General features: G+C 41.3%; 14 protein-coding genes and 1 tRNA gene. 14 read left to right on the top strand and 1 reads right to left on the bottom strand.

What is annotated here, in order from left to right; genetic code table 11:
* The first annotated feature begins 15 nt into the window (after window positions 1–15).
* The 11 genes from ACZ0NX_RS04205 to rfbB all read left to right on the top strand — a co-directional run bounded on the left by ACZ0NX_RS04205 (window position 16) and on the right by rfbB (window position 15,044).
* Window positions 16–1,170, top strand: a complete 1,155-nt coding sequence (locus ACZ0NX_RS04205) for a LicD family protein (protein WP_464405701.1) — start codon at window positions 16–18, stop codon at window positions 1,168–1,170.
* Complete coding sequence (locus ACZ0NX_RS04200) at window positions 1,167–3,542, top strand: hypothetical protein (RefSeq protein WP_464405699.1); 2,376 nt, start codon at window positions 1,167–1,169, stop codon at window positions 3,540–3,542. Before ACZ0NX_RS04205 ends, ACZ0NX_RS04200 begins: the two co-directional genes overlap by 4 nt.
* An 82-nt stretch (window positions 3,543–3,624) precedes the next feature.
* Window positions 3,625–4,905, top strand: coding sequence for an acyltransferase family protein (locus ACZ0NX_RS04195; RefSeq protein ID WP_464405697.1), 1,281 nt, complete (start codon window positions 3,625–3,627; stop codon window positions 4,903–4,905).
* Between the two features lie 23 nt (window positions 4,906–4,928).
* Window positions 4,929–5,774: an ABC transporter permease gene (locus tag ACZ0NX_RS04190; protein ID WP_060786567.1), complete on the top strand. Its 846-nt coding sequence runs from the start codon at window positions 4,929–4,931 to the stop codon at window positions 5,772–5,774.
* Window positions 5,774–7,030: an ABC transporter ATP-binding protein gene (locus ACZ0NX_RS04185; protein ID WP_464405695.1), complete on the top strand. Its 1,257-nt coding sequence runs from the start codon at window positions 5,774–5,776 to the stop codon at window positions 7,028–7,030. The genes ACZ0NX_RS04190 and ACZ0NX_RS04185 overlap by 1 nt, the downstream gene beginning before the upstream one ends.
* 77 nt (window positions 7,031–7,107) lie before the next feature.
* Complete coding sequence (locus ACZ0NX_RS04180; RefSeq protein WP_464405693.1) at window positions 7,108–8,871, top strand: glycosyltransferase; 1,764 nt, start codon at window positions 7,108–7,110, stop codon at window positions 8,869–8,871.
* Window positions 8,859–9,824 (top strand): glycosyltransferase family 2 protein, encoded by a 966-nt coding sequence (locus tag ACZ0NX_RS04175; protein WP_060786564.1) that lies wholly within the window; start codon window positions 8,859–8,861, stop codon window positions 9,822–9,824. Before ACZ0NX_RS04180 ends, ACZ0NX_RS04175 begins: the two co-directional genes overlap by 13 nt.
* A 76-nt stretch (window positions 9,825–9,900) precedes the next feature.
* Window positions 9,901–11,184 carry a UDP-galactopyranose/dTDP-fucopyranose mutase family protein gene (locus ACZ0NX_RS04170; RefSeq protein WP_464405691.1) on the top strand — a complete coding sequence of 428 codons (1,284 nt, stop codon included), beginning with the start codon at window positions 9,901–9,903 and terminating at the stop codon, window positions 11,182–11,184.
* 22 nt (window positions 11,185–11,206) lie between these two features.
* Window positions 11,207–13,057: a hypothetical protein gene (locus ACZ0NX_RS04165; RefSeq protein WP_464405689.1), complete on the top strand. Its 1,851-nt coding sequence runs from the start codon at window positions 11,207–11,209 to the stop codon at window positions 13,055–13,057.
* Between the two features lie 97 nt (window positions 13,058–13,154).
* On the top strand, window positions 13,155–13,895 hold the full coding sequence (locus ACZ0NX_RS04160; RefSeq protein ID WP_464405687.1) for an NUDIX hydrolase: 741 nt from the start codon (window positions 13,155–13,157) through the stop codon (window positions 13,893–13,895).
* Window positions 13,896–13,952: 57 nt separating this feature from the next.
* Complete coding sequence (rfbB, locus tag ACZ0NX_RS04155) at window positions 13,953–15,044, top strand: dTDP-glucose 4,6-dehydratase (protein ID WP_464405685.1); 1,092 nt, start codon at window positions 13,953–13,955, stop codon at window positions 15,042–15,044.
* Between the two features lie 78 nt (window positions 15,045–15,122).
* Here rfbB and ACZ0NX_RS04150 read toward each other — a convergent pair.
* Window positions 15,123–15,207: transfer RNA gene (locus tag ACZ0NX_RS04150), tRNA-Ser, on the bottom strand.
* 770 nt (window positions 15,208–15,977) lie between these two features.
* Here ACZ0NX_RS04150 and ACZ0NX_RS04145 point away from each other — a divergent pair.
* The 3 genes from ACZ0NX_RS04145 to ACZ0NX_RS04135 all read left to right on the top strand — a co-directional run bounded on the left by ACZ0NX_RS04145 (window position 15,978) and on the right by ACZ0NX_RS04135 (window position 18,467).
* Window positions 15,978–16,925 carry a DMT family transporter gene (locus ACZ0NX_RS04145; protein WP_464405683.1) on the top strand — a complete coding sequence of 316 codons (948 nt, stop codon included), beginning with the start codon at window positions 15,978–15,980 and terminating at the stop codon, window positions 16,923–16,925.
* 41 nt (window positions 16,926–16,966) lie between these two features.
* On the top strand, window positions 16,967–17,620 hold the full coding sequence (locus tag ACZ0NX_RS04140) for a tRNA (cytidine(34)-2'-O)-methyltransferase (protein ID WP_410312705.1): 654 nt from the start codon (window positions 16,967–16,969) through the stop codon (window positions 17,618–17,620).
* Between the two features lie 64 nt (window positions 17,621–17,684).
* The gene (locus tag ACZ0NX_RS04135; RefSeq protein ID WP_464405681.1) at window positions 17,685–18,467 is read left to right on the top strand and encodes a peptide ABC transporter permease; all 783 of its coding nucleotides are present in this window, start codon (window positions 17,685–17,687) and stop codon (window positions 18,465–18,467) included.
* Window positions 18,468–18,629: the final 162 nt, after the last annotated feature.

Below are 18,629 nucleotides of genomic sequence, written 5' to 3'. Positions count from 1 at the left end.
GGGAGTAGTGAACTTATGGTTTCGCCGTTACGTCGCATAGTGAGTTGGATAATAGGCAGACTCCCTTCGTCAAAACGCTCTATTGTGGAAGTGCGAGAGCAACTGAGCGCTATTCAAACGCAAATTTCTCGATTGCAAGAATGTGTCGACGCTCGCTGCGCTCATCTTGAAGTTGAGCAGCGTAATGTTGAGAAGTCGTTGCGCACGGAGATTTTGACGAATCGCGAGCAGTCTTCGATTATGGCTTGGTCAAACTATAGGAAAGATGGCGAAAGTAGTGTGGATGCGCATAAGCGTTTCTTCCTTAGTTTGCCGAAAGCTACAGGTTCTATGCGCGTTATACAACGGGGTTGTGCGTCGCTGCTGAGCGAGTTTGCGCAGATTGCGCAGCAGCATAATCTTCAGTATTGGGCTGATTTTGGTACGCTGCTCGGTTGCGTGCGTCATCGTGGGTTTATTCCTTGGGATGACGATGTTGACTTGGGTATGATGCGAGAGGATATCGATAAGCTGCTGACAATGTTGCGCGAAGATGCTGCGTTGCGCGCGCGCTACCGTGCGGTGCTCGTGTACGATCCGTACGTGTGCTGCCGTCAGTTGCGGTTCCGTTACGCGAATAATAGTAATCCTTGTTTTTTGGATATTTTCTTCTACGATTACGCGCCTGATTTGACGTCTGAACAGCAGCAGAGTTTTGTGTCTTTGCGTAAGGATTTGCAGCAAGAGTTGCGTTCGCAGACTTTTTTCAACACATGGCTTGACCGCGGTTATGTTGAGCAGGGTGGCGAATACACTGCTGAGATTGAACAGATTTTTCATAGTTTCCAAAAGAAGGCTGTAAACCAGGGGCTTGTTGTGAGTAAGTCTTGCGCGAGCAACGTGGTGTACGGTTTGGATAATGTTGATGCTGAGAATTTGTATATTGCACAATGTGCCGAAATGTTTCCAGTAAAAATGGCAACTTTTGAAGATTTTTCTGTTGCTATACCGCAGTTGTCGGAAAATATTCTGGAACGCGTGTATGGTGATATTTATCAGCTGCCGTCGGATATTATTACGCACTTCCGTCATGTTGACTGTGAATCATTGCATAACAGTCATATTGACGATGTAATCAAACAGGATATTTGTTCAAATCCGTATGTTGTCGATTGTGGCAGACTTGAGTGAGTTATGTAACACTACAAAATGGTAACGTTAAGAATGGCAATAGTACGAAGGAATCAACAGGTGTGCATATGGGCGATACAAGCAATAGTAACGGTAATGCAACTTCTGCAAATAGTGTAATGGCAGAAAGAAACGTAACGATGGCTGGTAGTGCAATAAGCAGTGTAATAAGCAGTGTAATAAGCAGTGTGCTACAGTATGGTTGCGATTTTGCTCGAGCTGTGCGTTCCATTTTACGACGTATATCGCTAATTATGCCGCTTATTATTGTGCTTCTACTGGAGCTTGTATGGTTCAACTTTCCAGCAATCGAATCAGCACGATTCAACTCAACTCCTGTTCAGAGCGTTTCAACCGGTGCTGGTTTGATTCGTCATGGCGACGTGTACACAGTTACTGGCAAAAACGATCAATACATACAATTGCATTACGCTCAGCCTTCTCAAATAAATAACATTTACGTCGATATGCGCTCGCCTCATACTCGCACGCTCGATATTGCTGTGTATGTGTTGGATGGCGGCAACAGTACTTCCTATATTCAAGTTGCGTCTCAGCCAGTTACGTCTAATGTGAACGATACGAAGTATGTGCGAGTGCATGCGGTTGATAAAGTTGCGGGTTTGCGTTTAAGCACGAAGCTTCAAAAAGGTGATTCTTTTACAATTGCTAACCTTGCGTTGAATCAGCGTAGACCGTTACATATTTCACTTGTTCGCGTAGTGATTTTGTTGCTAATCGCTTACGTTATATACGTGTTGGCTCCGCGTTCGCGCATTTATAAAGAAGCGCTTGATTTGCGCGTGCGCAAACAGCAGTTGTGGCTTGTTGCGTTAGTGCTAGTGCAGTGCGCAATACTTGTTGGAGTAACGAAAATTACTGGTACTCAACACATGTTTACTGCGGGTGCGTGTAATAACGGAGGCTTTATATGTGATGCCAACCAATACAATCACCTCGCCAACAGCCTGATCAAAGGTCACCTTTACTTGGATCTGCCAGTTCCTGACTGGCTGCCAAATATGAGCAACCCTTACGACGCAGGCGCGCGCTATGCTATGTCGATAAAAACTGGTCAACCAACCTACTGGGACTATGCGTTCCACGGAAGCCACTACTTTACTTACTTCGGCGCACTTCCGGCATTGTTACTTTTTGTGCCGTTCAAAGTGTTTACTGGCCACGATTTGCGCACAGATTATGCCGTCGCCTTTTTTGCTGTAGCTTTCGCAATTGCTTCACTGTATCTTATAGTTCAGCTACTTCGACGCTTCTTCCCAAAGCGATCTTTCGGCTTCCTAGTGCTGTCGCATCTCATTATGCTCATGTCCAGCGGAGTTCTAATTCAGGCGTATCTGCCGCAAATCTATTCGCTTCCTATGCTCTCATCATTGTGTTTCACCTGCTTAGGACTGGGATTGTGGCTACAAGCGCGAACTACTAAAGATACTCTCTCTGAAAACCCGTACTTACGAAAGTCACTACTCATTCTGGGAGCAGTATGTATTGCACTAAACCTAGGGTGTAGGCCGCAATTTATTCTGTCGTCGCTGTTTGCTTTCGTAATTTTTAAGGAAGAAATCGTAAAGTATCGTCTATTTTTTGCTTTCAAACGAAGTAGTGTAATCAATACTATATGCGTAATAGCACCAATGATTCTTATAGGCTTAGTCGCCTGCTGGTATAACTACGCGCGTTTCGGCTCTCCACTAGATTTTGGTGCAACCTACAATCTCACAGGTTTTGACATGGTTCACCGTTCCTACTCTTGGGCGCGAATCCCATGGGGAGTATGGATGTATCTGTTCCAACCGATTACTATTACGCCAGTATTTCCGTTTATGGAACAATCCGTGCTGCCATCAATGTTCCACGGGCAAATAATTATGGAGCCATTCTTTGGCGGCTTACTCGCTTACTCTCCTGTATGTGCAGCCGTAGTGTTGTACCCAGCAGTAAAGCAACAATTACGTAAAAAGCAGCTTGCAGGATTCTTTACGCTCGGCTTAACGTTAGCGATACTGCTTATGGTATTAGACGCGGAAGTAGTAGGAATTTCAAGCAGGTACTTTAGTGATTTTGGATGGCTGCTAGCGTTGTGCGCAATTATGGTGATTGCAAGTCTTGTAGACAAAGTTTCGTCTTGCGTACACATGGTTGACATTCCTTCTGGTTGTGTCGACGAACCAGACGAGGAGTTTACTTCGCAAACCAACTTTAAATTAATGCATAAAGTATTGATTATTTTGGTGATTTCCAGCGTTGGCTTGTGTTCATTAAACCTACTTGCCAACGGACGATACTCGGACCTTCAAGGCACTAGGCCGAGCATATACAGAAGTATTGAATCCTGGTTCTCGCCACTTATGTAAAAAACGAATAAGTTGCAATTTGGTTATTATTGGTAAATTACAATTCAAATAATTTGAAGAAGAAAATTTTGAAGAAGAAAATATGGTAGTAGAACAAAAACAACCAGTGCAAGAAGTAGCGTCTTCTGCACAAGCTCAAGCGGAAACGCAAGCTCAAGAGGCATTACAATCTAGCAAAAATCTGCAAAATGGCGCGCAAAATGGCGCGCAAAAAGACCTGCAAGTTGAAGTCTTGCGAATTATTGCAATGCTTATGATTGTGGCCTGCCACATGATCATACATTTGAACATTCGCGCGCACAGTTTCAATATGGAACTTTTGCCAGCTCCAGGCTTGCGTTCAGCACTTAAATTCTTAGTCGTACAATATGGTCAAGTTGGTGTCTCAATCTTCTTTATTATTTCCGGCTACTTTTTATGTCGCAAAACCTTCCGCTACCGACGCGTTTTTGCAGCGTGGGCGCAAATGTTCTTATACTGCATTATCGTGCTGGCAGTAACCTTCATAGCGGACTGCTTTGGCTTACTTCCAGAAAATTTAAGCAACTTACTTCACGGAAAAGAACTTGCCTACACGCTGTTGTGGAACGTGACGCCATTTACCTATCGAAGCTACTGGTTCATGAGTGCGTACTTAATCATGCTTATGTTCATGCCTTTTATCAACATTCTTATAAGTCATATGACTCAGCGCGATCATGCTATGTTGCTGGTACTTCTTGCGTCAATCTCACTTATTCCGCTATATTTTGGCAAAAATTATACTTGGAATGACATTATTTACGCAATTTTTGGATATTTAGCCGGAGCTTTTATTGCGCAGTACGGTAGCGGAATAAAAAAACTTACTACAAAGCGACTTTGTGCGTGCGTAGCAATATCTACTGTTCTTATGCTTGCTTTCGACTACATTGCTTCGTCCGGGAATAAGTTTGTGCGAGTTCTTACGTGGAATCAGCAGGTCCACGGCGGCATTGGAATACTGCCAATGATTATTGCAATGTGTATTTTCATTCTCGTACACCGAATAAATATGCTGCGAATTAAAGGACTAGCAAGAACCGTAATTTTGCGCGTTTCCAAAGCAACTTTCGGAGTATACCTTCTTCACGAGCACATGTTTATTTTTGTAGCGTTGTGGACGTTTGTGGCGTGGATGCTTCCTACAACTTCCTCAAGCGCACTCATAGTGCTACTTTACGCGATTACTTTAATTTGTACGTATGCAGCACTTTCAGTTGTGGCAGTTGTAATAGATCTCGTTATTAAACCACTTTCTAACAGAATTGCGCTAACGTTGGAGCATGTCGCCAATTGCGTATGTTCTGTGTACAAAACGGATTCGCAATCCAAAATGGAGTAACTAACTGATAAAATATATATCTTGTGAAAAACATTGTAGATAAGTTGCGCGCAAGATACCACTATTCGTGGGTGGTTCTTAAAGAATTAGTAAAAACAGACTTTAAGTTGCGCTACCAAGGCTCCTTCTTGGGCGTTGCATGGTCGGTTTTGCGCCCACTCATGCTGTTTTGCGTAATGTATGCAGTGTTTGCAAAGTTTTTGCGAATGTCGGATGGCACGCCCACCTATCCAGTTGTGCTTTTGCTTGGCATTAGCGCATGGCAGTTCTTTGGCGAGGCCACTTCGATTGGTTTGCGTGCGGTGGTAGACCGTGGAGATTTGCTGCGTAAAATCCATTTTCCTAACTACATTGTGGTGGTTTCGGCAACCGTTGGAGCATTAATAAGTTTTGCAATAAATCTTGTTGTTGTTATTATTTTTGCAATCTGCTCGGGTGTGCAATTTACATGGTGGCTGCTGCTAGTGCCGCTTAATTGTATTCAACTTTACGTGCTTGCGCTAGGAATAACCCTGCTTCTTTCTACAATGTACGTGTATTTTAGAGATATTGCACATTTGTGGGATGTTGTTCAACAAGTGCTGTTTTACTCAATGCCAATTATTTACCCTCTAAGCATGGTGATTGGTAATAATTCTTTAGGAAAGTGGGGAACGGTTATTGCAAAAGTGCAATTACTTAACCCTATTGCACAATGTATTCAAGATTTGCGCCACAATCTTGTAGCTCCTTTAACTCAGCCTACTGTTTGGAGTCTTGTTGGATCCCCGTTATTAATGATGGTTCCAGTAGTGCTAACTGTGCTTTTGTGCGTACTTGGCGTATACACGTTCCGCAAGTGCAATCGTAAGTTTGCTGAGGTGATGTAATGAGCGAGATTGAGTTGACAAATATTGAAAAAGAAGAGTTACAACCAGTCGTACTTTCAGTAGAACACGTAGGCAAATATTTTAAACTACCAACCGAGCAGGCAAGTGGACTAAAGCAGGCGTTTATTAATTGGACGCGCGGAATTAAAGGATACAAAGAACAGCATGTTCTGCGCGATATTAATTTTAAAGTGCGCAAAGGCGACTTCTTTGGCATAGTTGGCCGCAATGGAAGTGGAAAGTCCACTTTGCTTAAGCTTATTTCTGGAATCTATGTTCCAGATTCTGGCAGAATAAGCGTAAATGGCAAATTAGTGCCATTTATTGAGCTTGGAGTGGGGTTTAATCCAGAATTAACTGGTCGCGAAAACGTGTTTTTAAACGGCGCATTGCTGGGATTTACAAGCGCGCAAATTGAAAACATGTATGACGATATTGTTCGTTTTGCAGAACTCGAAGAGTTTATGGATCAAAAGCTTAAAAACTATTCTTCGGGCATGCAGGTGCGTTTAGCTTTCTCTGTAGCAATTCAAGCTCAGGGAGATATTCTTGTTCTAGACGAAGTTCTTGCAGTTGGAGATGAGGCTTTCCAGCGCAAGTGCGATGCGTATTTTGCAAAAGTCAAAAAAGATGCTAACAAAACAGTTATTCTTGTTACTCACGATATGAATGCTGTAAAGAAATATTGCAATAAAGCAGTTCTTATTAAAGATGGCGAAGTTATTGTTAGCGGAGATAAAGACGACGTTGCAAATCGTTATACTCTGGAAAATCTTTCCAACAAAAAGAACAACAATAGTGCTGACGGATATCCTATCGGCTTAAACAAGCGTGTACCGTTTATGCGCATTGTGCCAATTAGCAAGCAGCTGCTCAACTGTAATGAAACATTCCGTTTTGCTGTAGAATACGAGTTCAACGAACCTGGAAAATACTTTATAGCTGTGGCAATGCACGATATAAAGCGTGGTGGAATTGCGTATGACACTGGTGGAGACACCATTGAGTTAGAAGGTGAAGGTCGTCAGCGTGCTGAATTTGAAGTGCCGCTTAAAATCTTAAATAATGGCGAATTTAAGCTCGTAGCCTCCTTGCGCACAAGGAGCGCGACGGATCCAGACGACACCGACATGATTGCGTTTACTAACGACAATAATTCGTGCATGTTTGCTGTAAGAGATAGTCGAAACCGTGAGTATGCGCTCTTAAATGACAATGCTATGACTTTCACTTGCTTAAAGCATTATAAATGTTAGCCTTATTTGTAGTTAGCTTACACGTGTTTAACAAAGACTTATAACAAAAAACAAGCTAAAATTAAGGGTATTTGGGAATGAATCTTTTTAAAGTAGATGAAAAAGCAAAGCAGTTTATAGACTCTTTAAGCGAGCGTCAACGCAGGCTTATTGTGGGCGCTATAAACTATCATTCACTAACTGCACCGTCTAGAACTTTGCAATATCAAGTTTACATGGGTCAAAAATGGCAGTATCCGCGATTGGCTGATTTTTCAGTTTTTAATGGCGTTTGCACAAAAAGCGCTGGATTAAAGCCGATTTTTACTTTTAGCGCTCAGTCAACTGTTACAACGCAAAGCGAATATACAAAAGAAATCTGGAATGAAGGAAAACTTATACAAGATAATGACATTAGGTATCTTTTGCTAACTCCAGATGACGCAACAGACGACGACGTTATGAATTATTGCAAATCCGATACTTTAAAGCAGAGGATTTATAAAGAGTGTGAGCTTTACGCGCCTTCAGCCTTTGACATTGTTAGAGAAGTGCTGCGAAGAAAGCGTGAGTATGATTCAAAAAAGCCTGTTTTAGCGTACAATCCTTGGAATCAAAAGCTGTTTGAAGGAATTGCAAATAGTAGTCAGCGAAATGCTGCTAAGAGTGGAAAGGTTTGCTCTAAAAATCTAAAGAATGCTAGCAAAACTAATGGTGTTCCTAATTTGCTAGAGTGTGTTTCGCCTGCTAAAAGAGTTGAAGGTGCTAGAAAGGCTATTATTATTGGCATTCACTGGCTTCAGGCTGGAGGAGCAGAAAGATGGGCTGTAGAAACAATAAGAATAGCCAAAAAAGCTGGTTTTTTGCCGATTGTGATTGCTGATCGAGATAGTCACCAGCCGTGGATTACAAAAGATTTTTGTGATGATGCTCTTGTTTTGCCGCTTACTCCTCCTGCTAAAGAATGTTGGGGAGATGTTCCGCTTTTAAGATCATTATTTGAACAATTTGATATTAGGGGTATTGCAATCCACCATTGCCAGTGGCTTTATGACCACATTTGGTGGGTTAAAAAATTCTTCCCAAATACGCATATTGTTGATTCTCTTCATATTGTTGAATACATAAATAGAGGTGGTTATCCACATGAGGCTTTAACTCACGATAATTGGATTGACTTGCATCATGTTATTTCTCCGCAGCTAGAAAATTGGCTGCATAATGTGCATGGAATTGAATCATCCAAGATTATAGACGCTCCTCTTATTGGTCTTACTACAAGCAAGAGCTGCAGTTGCGTATCGTCTAGAAAAAATAAGAATATTATAAACGTTGCGTTTGTGGGAAGAGTCGCAAGGCAAAAGCGCCCTGAGGCATTCGTTCTTGTTGCAAAAGCTTTAAACAAAAAGTATCCAGGAAAATTCCACTTTATTTTGCATGGAGATGGCGATTTAGATACTTTTGTAACAGAGCTTATATCTAGATATCATCTTGAAAATGTTATTGAGCGTAGGTCTATGAGTATTCCAGCGCAAAAAACTTACGATGATGCCGACGTGCTTTTAATAAGTTCGGTAAACGAAGGAATTACTCTTACAACCATTGAGGCTTTGTCTTGCGGAGTTCCAGTTCTTTCAACAGATGTTGGTTCGCAAAAAACTGTTATTCCGCCTTGCGCTCTATTGCCAAGAATGACGTCTAGTTTTGTTAAAGCATCTGTAAAAGAATTGTGCAAAATACTAGAAGACGATTCGTATCGTTCACTATTGTGGAAGGAAGAAGTTAATAATTTGAGTCTGTTTGCAAAACTCGAATCTGCCGAAACGTTATTCACTAAGTTATTTGAAGAATGGAGCAAGTAATGTTGGACGCCAGCAAAACAAAAGATAGCATTAATGTTGCGGCTGTTGTAGTGACTTTTAACAGGTTAGAAAAATTAAAAACGGTATTAGAGTCGTTGCAGTCTCAAACGCGTGTTCCAGATCAGTTGATTATTGTTAACAATGCTTCTACAGACGGAACTGCAAAATATTTGGAAGAATTTGCTCGCGATTTTTCTATGAAAGATAGGATTAATCTTAATGTTGTTACTCTGCCAGAAAACGTTGGTGGAGCGGGTGGATTTTCTGCAGGAATGCGCAAGGGCTATGAGTTGGGCGCCGATTTTGTTTGGATTTTTGACGATGATGGCTACCCACAGCCTAAAGCTCTAGAGAATTTACTTAATGGCTTTAACAGTGCGGTTGATCAGCTTGGCCCAGATGTTCCATACGCCTGCTCAATGGTTAAGTTTGTGGATGGATCAATCTGCGAAATGAACAATCCTGTTCCAACTTGGGATTGGGGTAGGCTTATTGCTAAGGGCTTTAATAATCTTGTTATGGTAACAAGTTGCTCGTTTGTTTCCGTTCTTATACCTCGTTGGGTTATGGAAAAGTATGGATTGCCATTTAAAGAGTATTTTATTTGGTTTGATGATGCTGAATATACTTTGCGTATAACTCGCGTATGCCCAGGCGTGCAAGTGCTAGATAGCGTGATTGTACACGATATGGGAGCAAACAAAGGCGTAAACTTTACCATGATTGATCAAAAAAACGCATGGAAATTTGCCTACGGAGTGCGAAATCAGGCGTCTTACAGACTTCACCACGAAGGCAAAGCAAAGTATTTGCTGTTCTGTGCAAATGTGATTAGGCAAATGAGGCGTGGCCGTGTAGAGCGCAATCTTAAGATTAGAATGATTAAGCAAATGCTTAAAGCAATCAGTTTTAATCCAAAAGTGGATTTCCCGCAAAATAAACAAGCCAAGTAAGCAGAATAAACAATCCAAGTAAAACGTATTACAGGAAAGCAACGTATTACAGGAAAGCAACGTACAGGAAAGCAAAATGAGCGAAAATAATAATGCAAAGTCTAATGCAAAGTCGCAAGAATACCCAGATTTAGTGGTGGTTGGTGCAGGCTTATTTGGCCTAACCGTGGCGCAGCAGGCGGCAGAACGCGCTGGCGCTCGCGTTGAAATTATTGATGTGCGTAATCACATTGGCGGCAACGCTTACTCGTATTTTGACGAGCAAACGGGAATTGAAATTCACAAGTACGGCGCGCATCTTTTCCACACCAGCAACAAGCGCGTGTGGGATTATGTGAATCGTTTTACGTCTTTTACTAACTACGTGCATCGCGTTTATGCAACGCATGACGGCGAAGTTTACCCGCTGCCAATCAACTTGGGTACAATTAATCAGTTCTTCCACGCTCACTACACGCCAGAAGAAGCAAAGGCGCTTATTGAAAGCCAGGCGGGTGAGCTGGCTGGCAAAGACCCGCAAAATCTAAACGATAAGGGTATTAGCCTAATTGGGCGTCCGCTTTACGAGGCGTTTATTAAGAATTACACGGCAAAACAGTGGCAAACGGATCCTTCTAAGCTGCCTGCTGGAATTATTAAGCGCTTGCCTGTGCGATTTAACTACAATAATCGCTATTTTAAAGACACTTGGGAAGGCTTGCCTACAGACGGATATACAGCTTGGATGCAGCGAATGATTGATAATCCGCTAATTCATGTTTCGCTTGGCGTGGACTTTTTCAACGAATCGCAGCCGTTTAACAAGCGCGCGCTGGCGGAAGCTGGAGTGCCAGTGGTTTATACGGGGCCGGTTGATAGGTATTTTGACTACGCGCTTGGCGAGTTAAAGTGGCGTACCGTTGATTTTAAAGAAGTGCGCTACAAAGAGAGCGATCATTTTGGCTGCCCAGTTATGAATTATTCAGATGCAGATGTTCCGTTTACGCGCGCGATTGAGTTTAAGAACTTTAATCCAGAGCGTGGGGAAGTTGGCGTGGATGCTGGCTGCGATGTTGGCGAGACTAGTGGTGAAGCTGATTTTGTGCCAGGCAAAAGCGTTAAAGCTGGGGAAACTGTTGTTTGGCAGGAGTATTCTCGCGCTGCAACTCGCGAGGATGAGCCTTATTATCCTGTAAACACCGAGGAAGATAAAGCCTTGTATGCGCGCTATGCACAGCTTGCGGCGGAGGAGCCTCGCACTGTTTTTGGCGGAAGGCTTGGTACATACAGCTACTACGACATGCACAACGTAATTGACATGGCGTTAAACGCTTACGAATCGCAAGTTGCGCCTTTGCTTGATTCTTCTGCCAATTTGTAATATTCGTTTTTATAATAGGAATATGTTACATGATTCTAAGAAAGCAGATGAGTCTAAAGAACTAGTACAAAAAGCTCGTATGACAACTGTTTCTAATTTTGATTCCACAGAACAAGCAGTTGTGTGGAGCGATATTGTAAAACAGATTAATTCTGATTCTTGGAATAATAAAGATATTAGTGAATCTAAAAATAATGTAGTTAGTTTTGACAATTTGTGGATTGGCAAAACTAACTACAAAGTACATTCACTTTTACACAGATACCCTAAAATACGTAATTATTTTGCTGGAATAATTCGCACTGCTTATTTATATTCTCCGCATATTCTAATTACTGACGCAGAGCTTTTTGATGGAATATTTTTCCTACTCTTTGGTCCAAAAGATATTGCAGATATGTTGACTAATGTAGTAGAGCAAGATGATTCTAACGAGTCTAGTGTGTTTAATGATTCATTTTCGTACAGCCGTAATCCTTCAATAATAATTCGAGGAAGAGGAAGTAATGTATTTGAATCATTCCTCAGTTTTTTCACTGTTAAAAATGTTAAAGCAGAAAATGGTTTGGAAAATGGTGAAAGTTCTTATAGTCTAAGACCGTTAAAATATTGCATTTTTGGTAAAACATTATCAAAAGAGACTGTAGAAAATAATCCAGATATTTGTAAAAAACTAACCCGTAATCTAAATATTGCTAAAGGTGATGTTTCTTTAGATTGTGTTAAAAAACAAGTGCAATCAGTAGCGGATGCGTTTGAGGAAATTTTTGAAAAACATGATTTAGGTAAAGATGGATCAAAATCCTGCGGTAAATATGATTTTCTTGCGCAAAGATGGTATGAGTGGATTGAGGCTTGTGAAAATGGCTTAGTAAAATACGAGAAGAACGAAAATTTTGAAAAATTTAAAGGTATTTTTGTATCTCTTGCTGAAAAAAATTCAAAAATCATATTAAACGCATGTAAAGAAGAAGCCATAAGGCTTAGTGCATTGCAAAAGATTAGTGCGAATAAAGTTCATTCTAAAAATAGTAATACCTTAATGGAGCAGTATAAGTCTTTTGAAGATATTATTTTAAAACTTGCAGATTCTGAATACTGTGGTCGTTCAAAAGCTTTTAATTTTATTGATGAAGAAAGTAAAAGATTAGAAGATTTTAATAAAGTCATACTTGAATCTACTTCTAAAAATAATGCGGTGGAAGATGAATCATTGGATTCTAATTCCAAAACGAATAAATATTGCACTCAAAAAATGCTTAAAGATTGGTATCAGTTTGTTTATTTAAGAGCAATATCAATGACGCTTGATGCATATATGACAACTGTAAATGCTAAAGAAAATTCATATGCTCAAGTTGCATACAAATATGATGCCAATAGCGGTAAAAAATTAGCGGATAGCAATAAATCAATTTTTAATTTTTATTGCAAATGTAATCCAAAAGAATCAATTGCGTTAGCTGGAGAAATTACGTCTGTTATAGGCGGAATGCCTAATTCTGTATTTGCTAATTTTTGCTATAGGTCGCAAACTGCTATAAAAAAGTGGCGCGCATGCGGCCCGCAAACATCATTTAAAAAACAGAAGAAATATGGATTAAACATTGCTTATTTAGTTGATAAAGCTAAAGAAGATGATGATATTGAAAAAGATAGAAAAGACATTTTTAAAGGCTTTATCGGCGTTGTTTTGTTTGCTTTTATATCTGTATTATGCGACAAGGCTTTGTTTAACGATAGTTCAATTCCAGTGTATTTTATTATTTTGATTAGCTGGATTGTTTCAATCCTTCCAGAAGCGTTAAATATGTTTAGTTGGATAAAGCGTACTCATACAGCGTGTAAAACAATTGTGTTCTTTGCGTCCTAATGATTATGCTCTAGTGGAATCGAATTTTGTATTGTACGTGGTTTATATATGCTGCTAGAAAAATAAGAAAGTAATTATCAATTAGTTGGTGATAAATATGAGTGAGAATATTGACTCGTTAATTAATGGTAAAAATATTATTGACGATGAGCCTCCGCTTATACTAGAAGGCGATCAAAAAGTTATATATCAAGATGAAAAAAGTGCCGATTTTACAGTTAATTGCCAAAATGTAACTGTGCGCAAAGATGGCAAAAAGCTTTGCATGTATACTGTTTCTACGGCTAATAAAGCTACTGGTGCGGTTTGTATTGTTAGCAGAAAATCCAAAGATAGATGTTCTACGTGTAATGATGTTTTACAAAATTCTAGTGGCGTCAATCAAAGTGTGCGCAATGGTTTAATAAACAATAATGAATATCTGCTTGCGCGTCATTGGCGTATTAGCACAAAAAAATGGCATTGGGAATTTCCTCGTGGAATGGGAATGTTGGGCGAAAATCCTGTGGAAACTGCATTGCGTGAATTGCGTGAAGAAACGGGTATAAAAAATTATTCACATGTTACTATTTTGCAGAAAATTTATGCCGATACGGGAATTATTTGTGGAGATATTGCCGTTGCGGATATTTCAATTCCCTGCGCTAAAGAAGATGTTGAAGAAGGTACTGAAGAAGGTGCGAAAATAGACGCCGAAAAAAACTTTGAAACCGATTGGGAACTAAGTAATTTATGCTGGTTTTCTTTCGATGAGATTGTAAATATGATTAAGAATAACAAAATCGACGATGGGATTACTTTAGCTGCGTGGTGTATTTACTGTAATAATAAAAGGTGATTTTATTAGGCTTATTGTTGATTTAAAGTTTAAATTTGGTCAAAAGGTGTTGTGGAAATGTGTGCCAACAGTAAAGAGCATAATGAATTTTGCCCGTCGCACATACTGGTTACAGGCGGTGCTGGATTTATGGGATCAAATTTTGTGCATTATATTGCAAAATATCATCCAGATGTTGCTGTTAGTGTGCTTGATTCACTTACATATGCTGGCAATATAAATAATTTGCGCGGGCTGCCTAGTGATTTTAAAAACAATCGTTATGCTTTTATTCATGGCGATGTTCGTGATTCTAATTTAGTTGATCAATTGCTTAATCCTTGTTCTTTGCATAAAACTGATTCAGGTAATGCTTTGCCTGCAATAGATGCGATTGTGCATTTTGCTGCAGAATCACACAACGATAATGCGATTGAATACTTTGATCCTTTTATGAGCACAAACATTTATGGCACATATGTGTTGCTTAATTCTGCTCGAAAATATGATATTCGTTTTCATCATGTAAGCACAGACGAAGTGTATGGAGATTTGCCGCTAAATAGTCGCGAGCGTTTTAACGAAAATAGTCCGTACAGGCCATCAAGTCCATATTCTGCAAGTAAAGCAGCTAGTGATCATTTAGTTCGCGCATGGTGCAGAACGTATGGATTGAGAGCAACTATTTCTAACAGTGGCAATAATTATGGCCCTCGTCAGCATATTGAAAAGTTTATTCCTCGTCAAATTACAAACATAATCTGCAATATGCCTGTAAAACTTTATGGTAAAGGCGATTCTGTGCGAGATTGGATTTATGTTGAAGATAATTGCGATGCGATTTGGCAAGTGCTGGTTCGTGGAACAATTTGTGAAACATACATTATTGGAGCGCAGTGCGAGATGAATAATATAAGTCTGTTAAAAATGTTGCTAACAATAATGGGTAAGACTGAGTCGTGCATAATGAATGTTAATGAGCGACCTGGGGAAGATAAGCGTTATGCGCTTGATGCGTCTAAAATACGCACGCAACTTGGGTGGAGCGCTAAGCACTTAGATATGAGGCAGAATTTACAAGAGACAATTGACTGGTATGCTGCAAACGTTGATTTGTGGGAGCCAATAAAAAACCAGGTTGAGCAGCATTACGCCGCTTCTGGGCATTGAGATGCGGGTGTTTTCGGGGTAATCGGGGTAATCGGCATGAAAAAAGGGTTCCTAGCGATTGGCTAGAAACCCTAAGCGCGGAGAATACGAGATTCGAACTCGTGAGGCTGTTACACCAACACGCTTTCCAAGCGTGCGCCATAGACCACTAGGCGAATTCTCCACGTCAATCATTGTGCTAAAGCGCATAACGAAAGACAACTTAAATAAGATAACATAGTGTGCGGATAATGCCAAATCGCGCGTTGCGCGAATCGACGATTTCGAGCTGCATAATGCGCGAGAAATCACCTCGATTCGCTGAGCCGCTCAAACGTAAAGTCCAGTGGACTTTACGTGCGGCGAAGACGTTAGCGCGCTTATACCGCGCGAACGATAGGACCTGCCTTTTCGCTTGAGAAGCGTAGTGCGTGGGCGGCGTTCTTGCTTTTGTTTCTTTTTTCTTGCTTTTGTTTCCCAAATTGGCTGAAAAGGGAACAAACGTGGGATAAAGGGAACAAACGCGTGCGCTCCGATCTGCCTTTTCGCTTAAAGCGTAGCGCGCGAGCAATCTCCTTGCTTTTGTTTCTTTTTTCTTGCTTTTGTTTCCCAAATTGACCAAAAAGGGAACAAACGTGGGATAAAGGGAACAAACGCGTGCGCTCCGATCTGCCTTTTCGCTTGAGAAGCGTAGTGCGCGAGCGACATTTGTAACGTTTTTGCGATTGCGTGTTGTTGATTATGTGCGTGTTGTTGATTATGTGCGTGTTGTTGATTATGTGATAGTGTAGATTTTTCATATGGGAAGCGATTTACGCATGTTGATTTACGCATGTTGATTTGCGCATGTTAATTCACGCATGTTGATTCACGCATGTTGATTTGCGTAAATTGCTGCAGTTGTGCGCAAATATGGGATTGTAGCGAATACGGGATTATTAGAAGGTGTTTAGCATGGATGTTGGTTTTGTAAAGAATATCCAAAAAATAAAACCTAAAAAACCAAATCCTGCGGTTGATCATAGCCCGCGCACAATGACGATTGGCATAATCCTCACAATACTTGGCGGCGCACTTTGGGGCACAAATGCCACTGTTTCTAAGATTCTAATGTCGCAATACCTTGTAAGCCCATTGCAAATCGCGTGCGTTCGTCAGCTTGCTGCAGGCGTGCTTTTTGTAATCGTTGCCGCAATTGTTAATCGCAAGCAACTCGTTGGCGCATTAAGCACAAAAAAATCATGGCCAATGCTAGTCGTAACAGGTATTGTGTGCGTGCTTTTAACGCAAGTGGCCTATCTTTTTACAATCGACTGGACCAATTCTGGAACAGCTACAGTTCTTCAAAGCCTCAATCTACTTTTTGTGCTTGTTTACGTGTGTTTGCGGTCAAAAAGAACTCCGACTTTGCGCGAAAACATTGGCGTTTTGCTTGCATTTGCAGGAACCGCGCTTATGGCAACGGGGGGCAATTTTAGCTCGCTTTCGCTGCCTTTGATGGGACTTTTGTGGGGATTGGCAGATGCTGCAAGTACGGCGGCGCTTGCGATTATGCCAGTCAAATTGATTGCAAAATGGGGAAATCTTACTGTAAACGGAATCACGTTTATAATCGCAGGTCTTATTATGCTGCCATTTGTGAAGCCATGGCAAACAATGCCACCTTTGGATCTGCGTGCGTATTTGCTGTTTACTTTTACGATTGTTGGCGGCACCTTTGGAGCGTATTGGATGTTTCTAGCTGGCGTTATGCGAGTTGGATCTGTGCGCGGAACGCTTTTGGGCGCAAGCGAGCCTGTTATGGCGGCCATTACAGCAGTTATTTTTACAGGAGCTGTGTTCTCGTGGGCTGATTTTGCAGGATTTGCGCTTATTTTTATTATGATGATTTTATTGAGGTGATTATGACGAATATGCAAGATGCAAGTAAAGAAGATAAAAGTATGCAAGATGCACAAAACCCAGATGCACAAAACCCAGTCAATCGCGTAGAGCAGATGTATGAGTACGGCTATCGAAAGTCAAACTACGGCCCAGACGAGCTTGTAACAGACGCGCACGGAAATCCAATCAGCGTTATGGATGCCATGCTAAGCGCGCAAGATGCAAGCACTGCGCAAACTCAAACTCCGCACTTGTGCTTCTATTCGCCTAGAATCCCAGGAAACACAGGCTCTGCGATTCGCCTTTGCGCGGTAACGGGCACCATTTTGCATCTTGTAGAGCCGCTTGGATTTAATCTTCAAGATACAAAGCTTCGCCGCGCAGGTCTTGATTATCACGATATGGCACACGTTGTTATGCACCCGAATTTTGAAAACCTTGTTGAGTCAATGCCAAATTCTCGCATAATCGCGTTTACTGCAAACGCCACAAAACTTTACACAGATATTGAGTATAAGCCGAACGATATTTTGCTTTTTGGGCCAGAGCCAGGAGATATTCCAGATCCAATGGATATTATGGCAGGACCGCATGTGGCGGAACAGGTTCGCTTGCCAATGCGACCTTCGCTTAGAAGCTTAAATCTTACAAATTGCGCGTCAATCGCCATTTATGAGGCGTGGCGTCAGCTTGGATTTGAGGGCGGAAAGTAGTCAAAAGTAGACAAAAATGGCAAAAAATAGCCAAAAATAGTCTTAAAACTACTCATGCATTACAATGGTTAATATGCCTGTGTTAAAACGTAAACCGAAGCGGAGGATTAGTGCTGCGCGACGCCGCATGTACATTCGCCGTAGAATCGTAGTTTGCGTGGGGCTGCTGGCTGTTTTAGCATTCTGCATCTTTTGTATAGTCAGCATTTTTAAAGGCATCAGCGCAATCGGAACCGCTATAAACAAGCATTCAGACGTTACGCTATCTAAACAACTTGTGCCAGACCCAAGGCCTGTTGGAATCATAAAAAAATGCAGCGCAAAAGACGTTAGAATTGAGCTATCTGCTGCATCTCAGGCGGTTCCTATGGGTGGAACTTTAGAGTTTAACGCTCACGTTGTTTACGAAGGCGACGATTCGTGCAGGATTGACGCTTCGAGTGGAAGAATGGTGTTGACCATTGGAGATAGCGCTGCGCGCGATGTTGCGCAAAATGGCCATTCTTCTGGCGACAAAAAGTCGGATAAGTCGGAGAAGACAGATAAGTCGGATAAGTCAAATAAGACAAATAAGTCTAATGAAAAAAAGCTGCCTCAAAAAGTGGATCCGCAATGGCGTTCAGACGTGTGCGAAATACCGCTCAAGCCGTTACTGATGGCAAAAGGTGATTCGTACGATAAAAAGTTTATTTGGAACGCTAACGCTACGATTGGCACTCCTACTGGCCAAAATTGCCTAGATGACGCCGATTTGCCTAAGGTTTCGCGCGGAACGTATGTTGCGCAAATCGAGCATGAAGATGTAGCAGGGTTGCAAAGCAATCCCGTGGTTATTTCTGTTCGCTAGTGCCTGCATAAATGGCGATAAAAAGTCGAAGCAGAGGGGTAAAATTAACTCTTTGTACACGGTGTGTCATATAGCGGGCATACTCAAGGAACCGAAGAAGGCGCCCGCAAACCCAAAATCGTTGATTTTAAGCGCGTTTGCCGCGATTTTCTAAAGCTCCCA

Source organism: Gardnerella rara (assembly GCF_055452355.1).
The sequence above is the reverse complement of the archived record's forward strand: the minus strand, read 5'-3'. Positions and strand labels throughout refer to the sequence as shown.

What these genes read in the sequence shown, in the direction of transcription:
- ACZ0NX_RS04205 (WP_464405701.1), top strand. Translation starts at nt 16, where the DNA reads ATGGTTTCGCCGTTACGTCGCATAGTGAGTTGGATAATAGGCAGACTC.
- ACZ0NX_RS04195 (WP_464405697.1), top strand. Translation starts at nt 3,625, where the DNA reads ATGGTAGTAGAACAAAAACAACCAGTGCAAGAAGTAGCGTCTTCTGCA.
- ACZ0NX_RS04185 (WP_464405695.1), top strand. Translation starts at nt 5,774, where the DNA reads ATGAGCGAGATTGAGTTGACAAATATTGAAAAAGAAGAGTTACAACCA.
- ACZ0NX_RS04180 (WP_464405693.1), top strand. Translation starts at nt 7,108, where the DNA reads ATGAATCTTTTTAAAGTAGATGAAAAAGCAAAGCAGTTTATAGACTCT.
- ACZ0NX_RS04175 (WP_060786564.1), top strand. Translation starts at nt 8,859, where the DNA reads ATGGAGCAAGTAATGTTGGACGCCAGCAAAACAAAAGATAGCATTAAT.
- ACZ0NX_RS04170 (WP_464405691.1), top strand. Translation starts at nt 9,901, where the DNA reads ATGAGCGAAAATAATAATGCAAAGTCTAATGCAAAGTCGCAAGAATAC.
- ACZ0NX_RS04165 (WP_464405689.1), top strand. Translation starts at nt 11,207, where the DNA reads ATGTTACATGATTCTAAGAAAGCAGATGAGTCTAAAGAACTAGTACAA.
- ACZ0NX_RS04160 (WP_464405687.1), top strand. Translation starts at nt 13,155, where the DNA reads ATGAGTGAGAATATTGACTCGTTAATTAATGGTAAAAATATTATTGAC.
- rfbB (WP_464405685.1), top strand. Translation starts at nt 13,953, where the DNA reads ATGTGTGCCAACAGTAAAGAGCATAATGAATTTTGCCCGTCGCACATA.
- ACZ0NX_RS04145 (WP_464405683.1), top strand. Translation starts at nt 15,978, where the DNA reads ATGGATGTTGGTTTTGTAAAGAATATCCAAAAAATAAAACCTAAAAAA.
- ACZ0NX_RS04140 (WP_410312705.1), top strand. Translation starts at nt 16,967, where the DNA reads ATGCAAGATGCACAAAACCCAGATGCACAAAACCCAGTCAATCGCGTA.
- ACZ0NX_RS04135 (WP_464405681.1), top strand. Translation starts at nt 17,685, where the DNA reads ATGGTTAATATGCCTGTGTTAAAACGTAAACCGAAGCGGAGGATTAGT.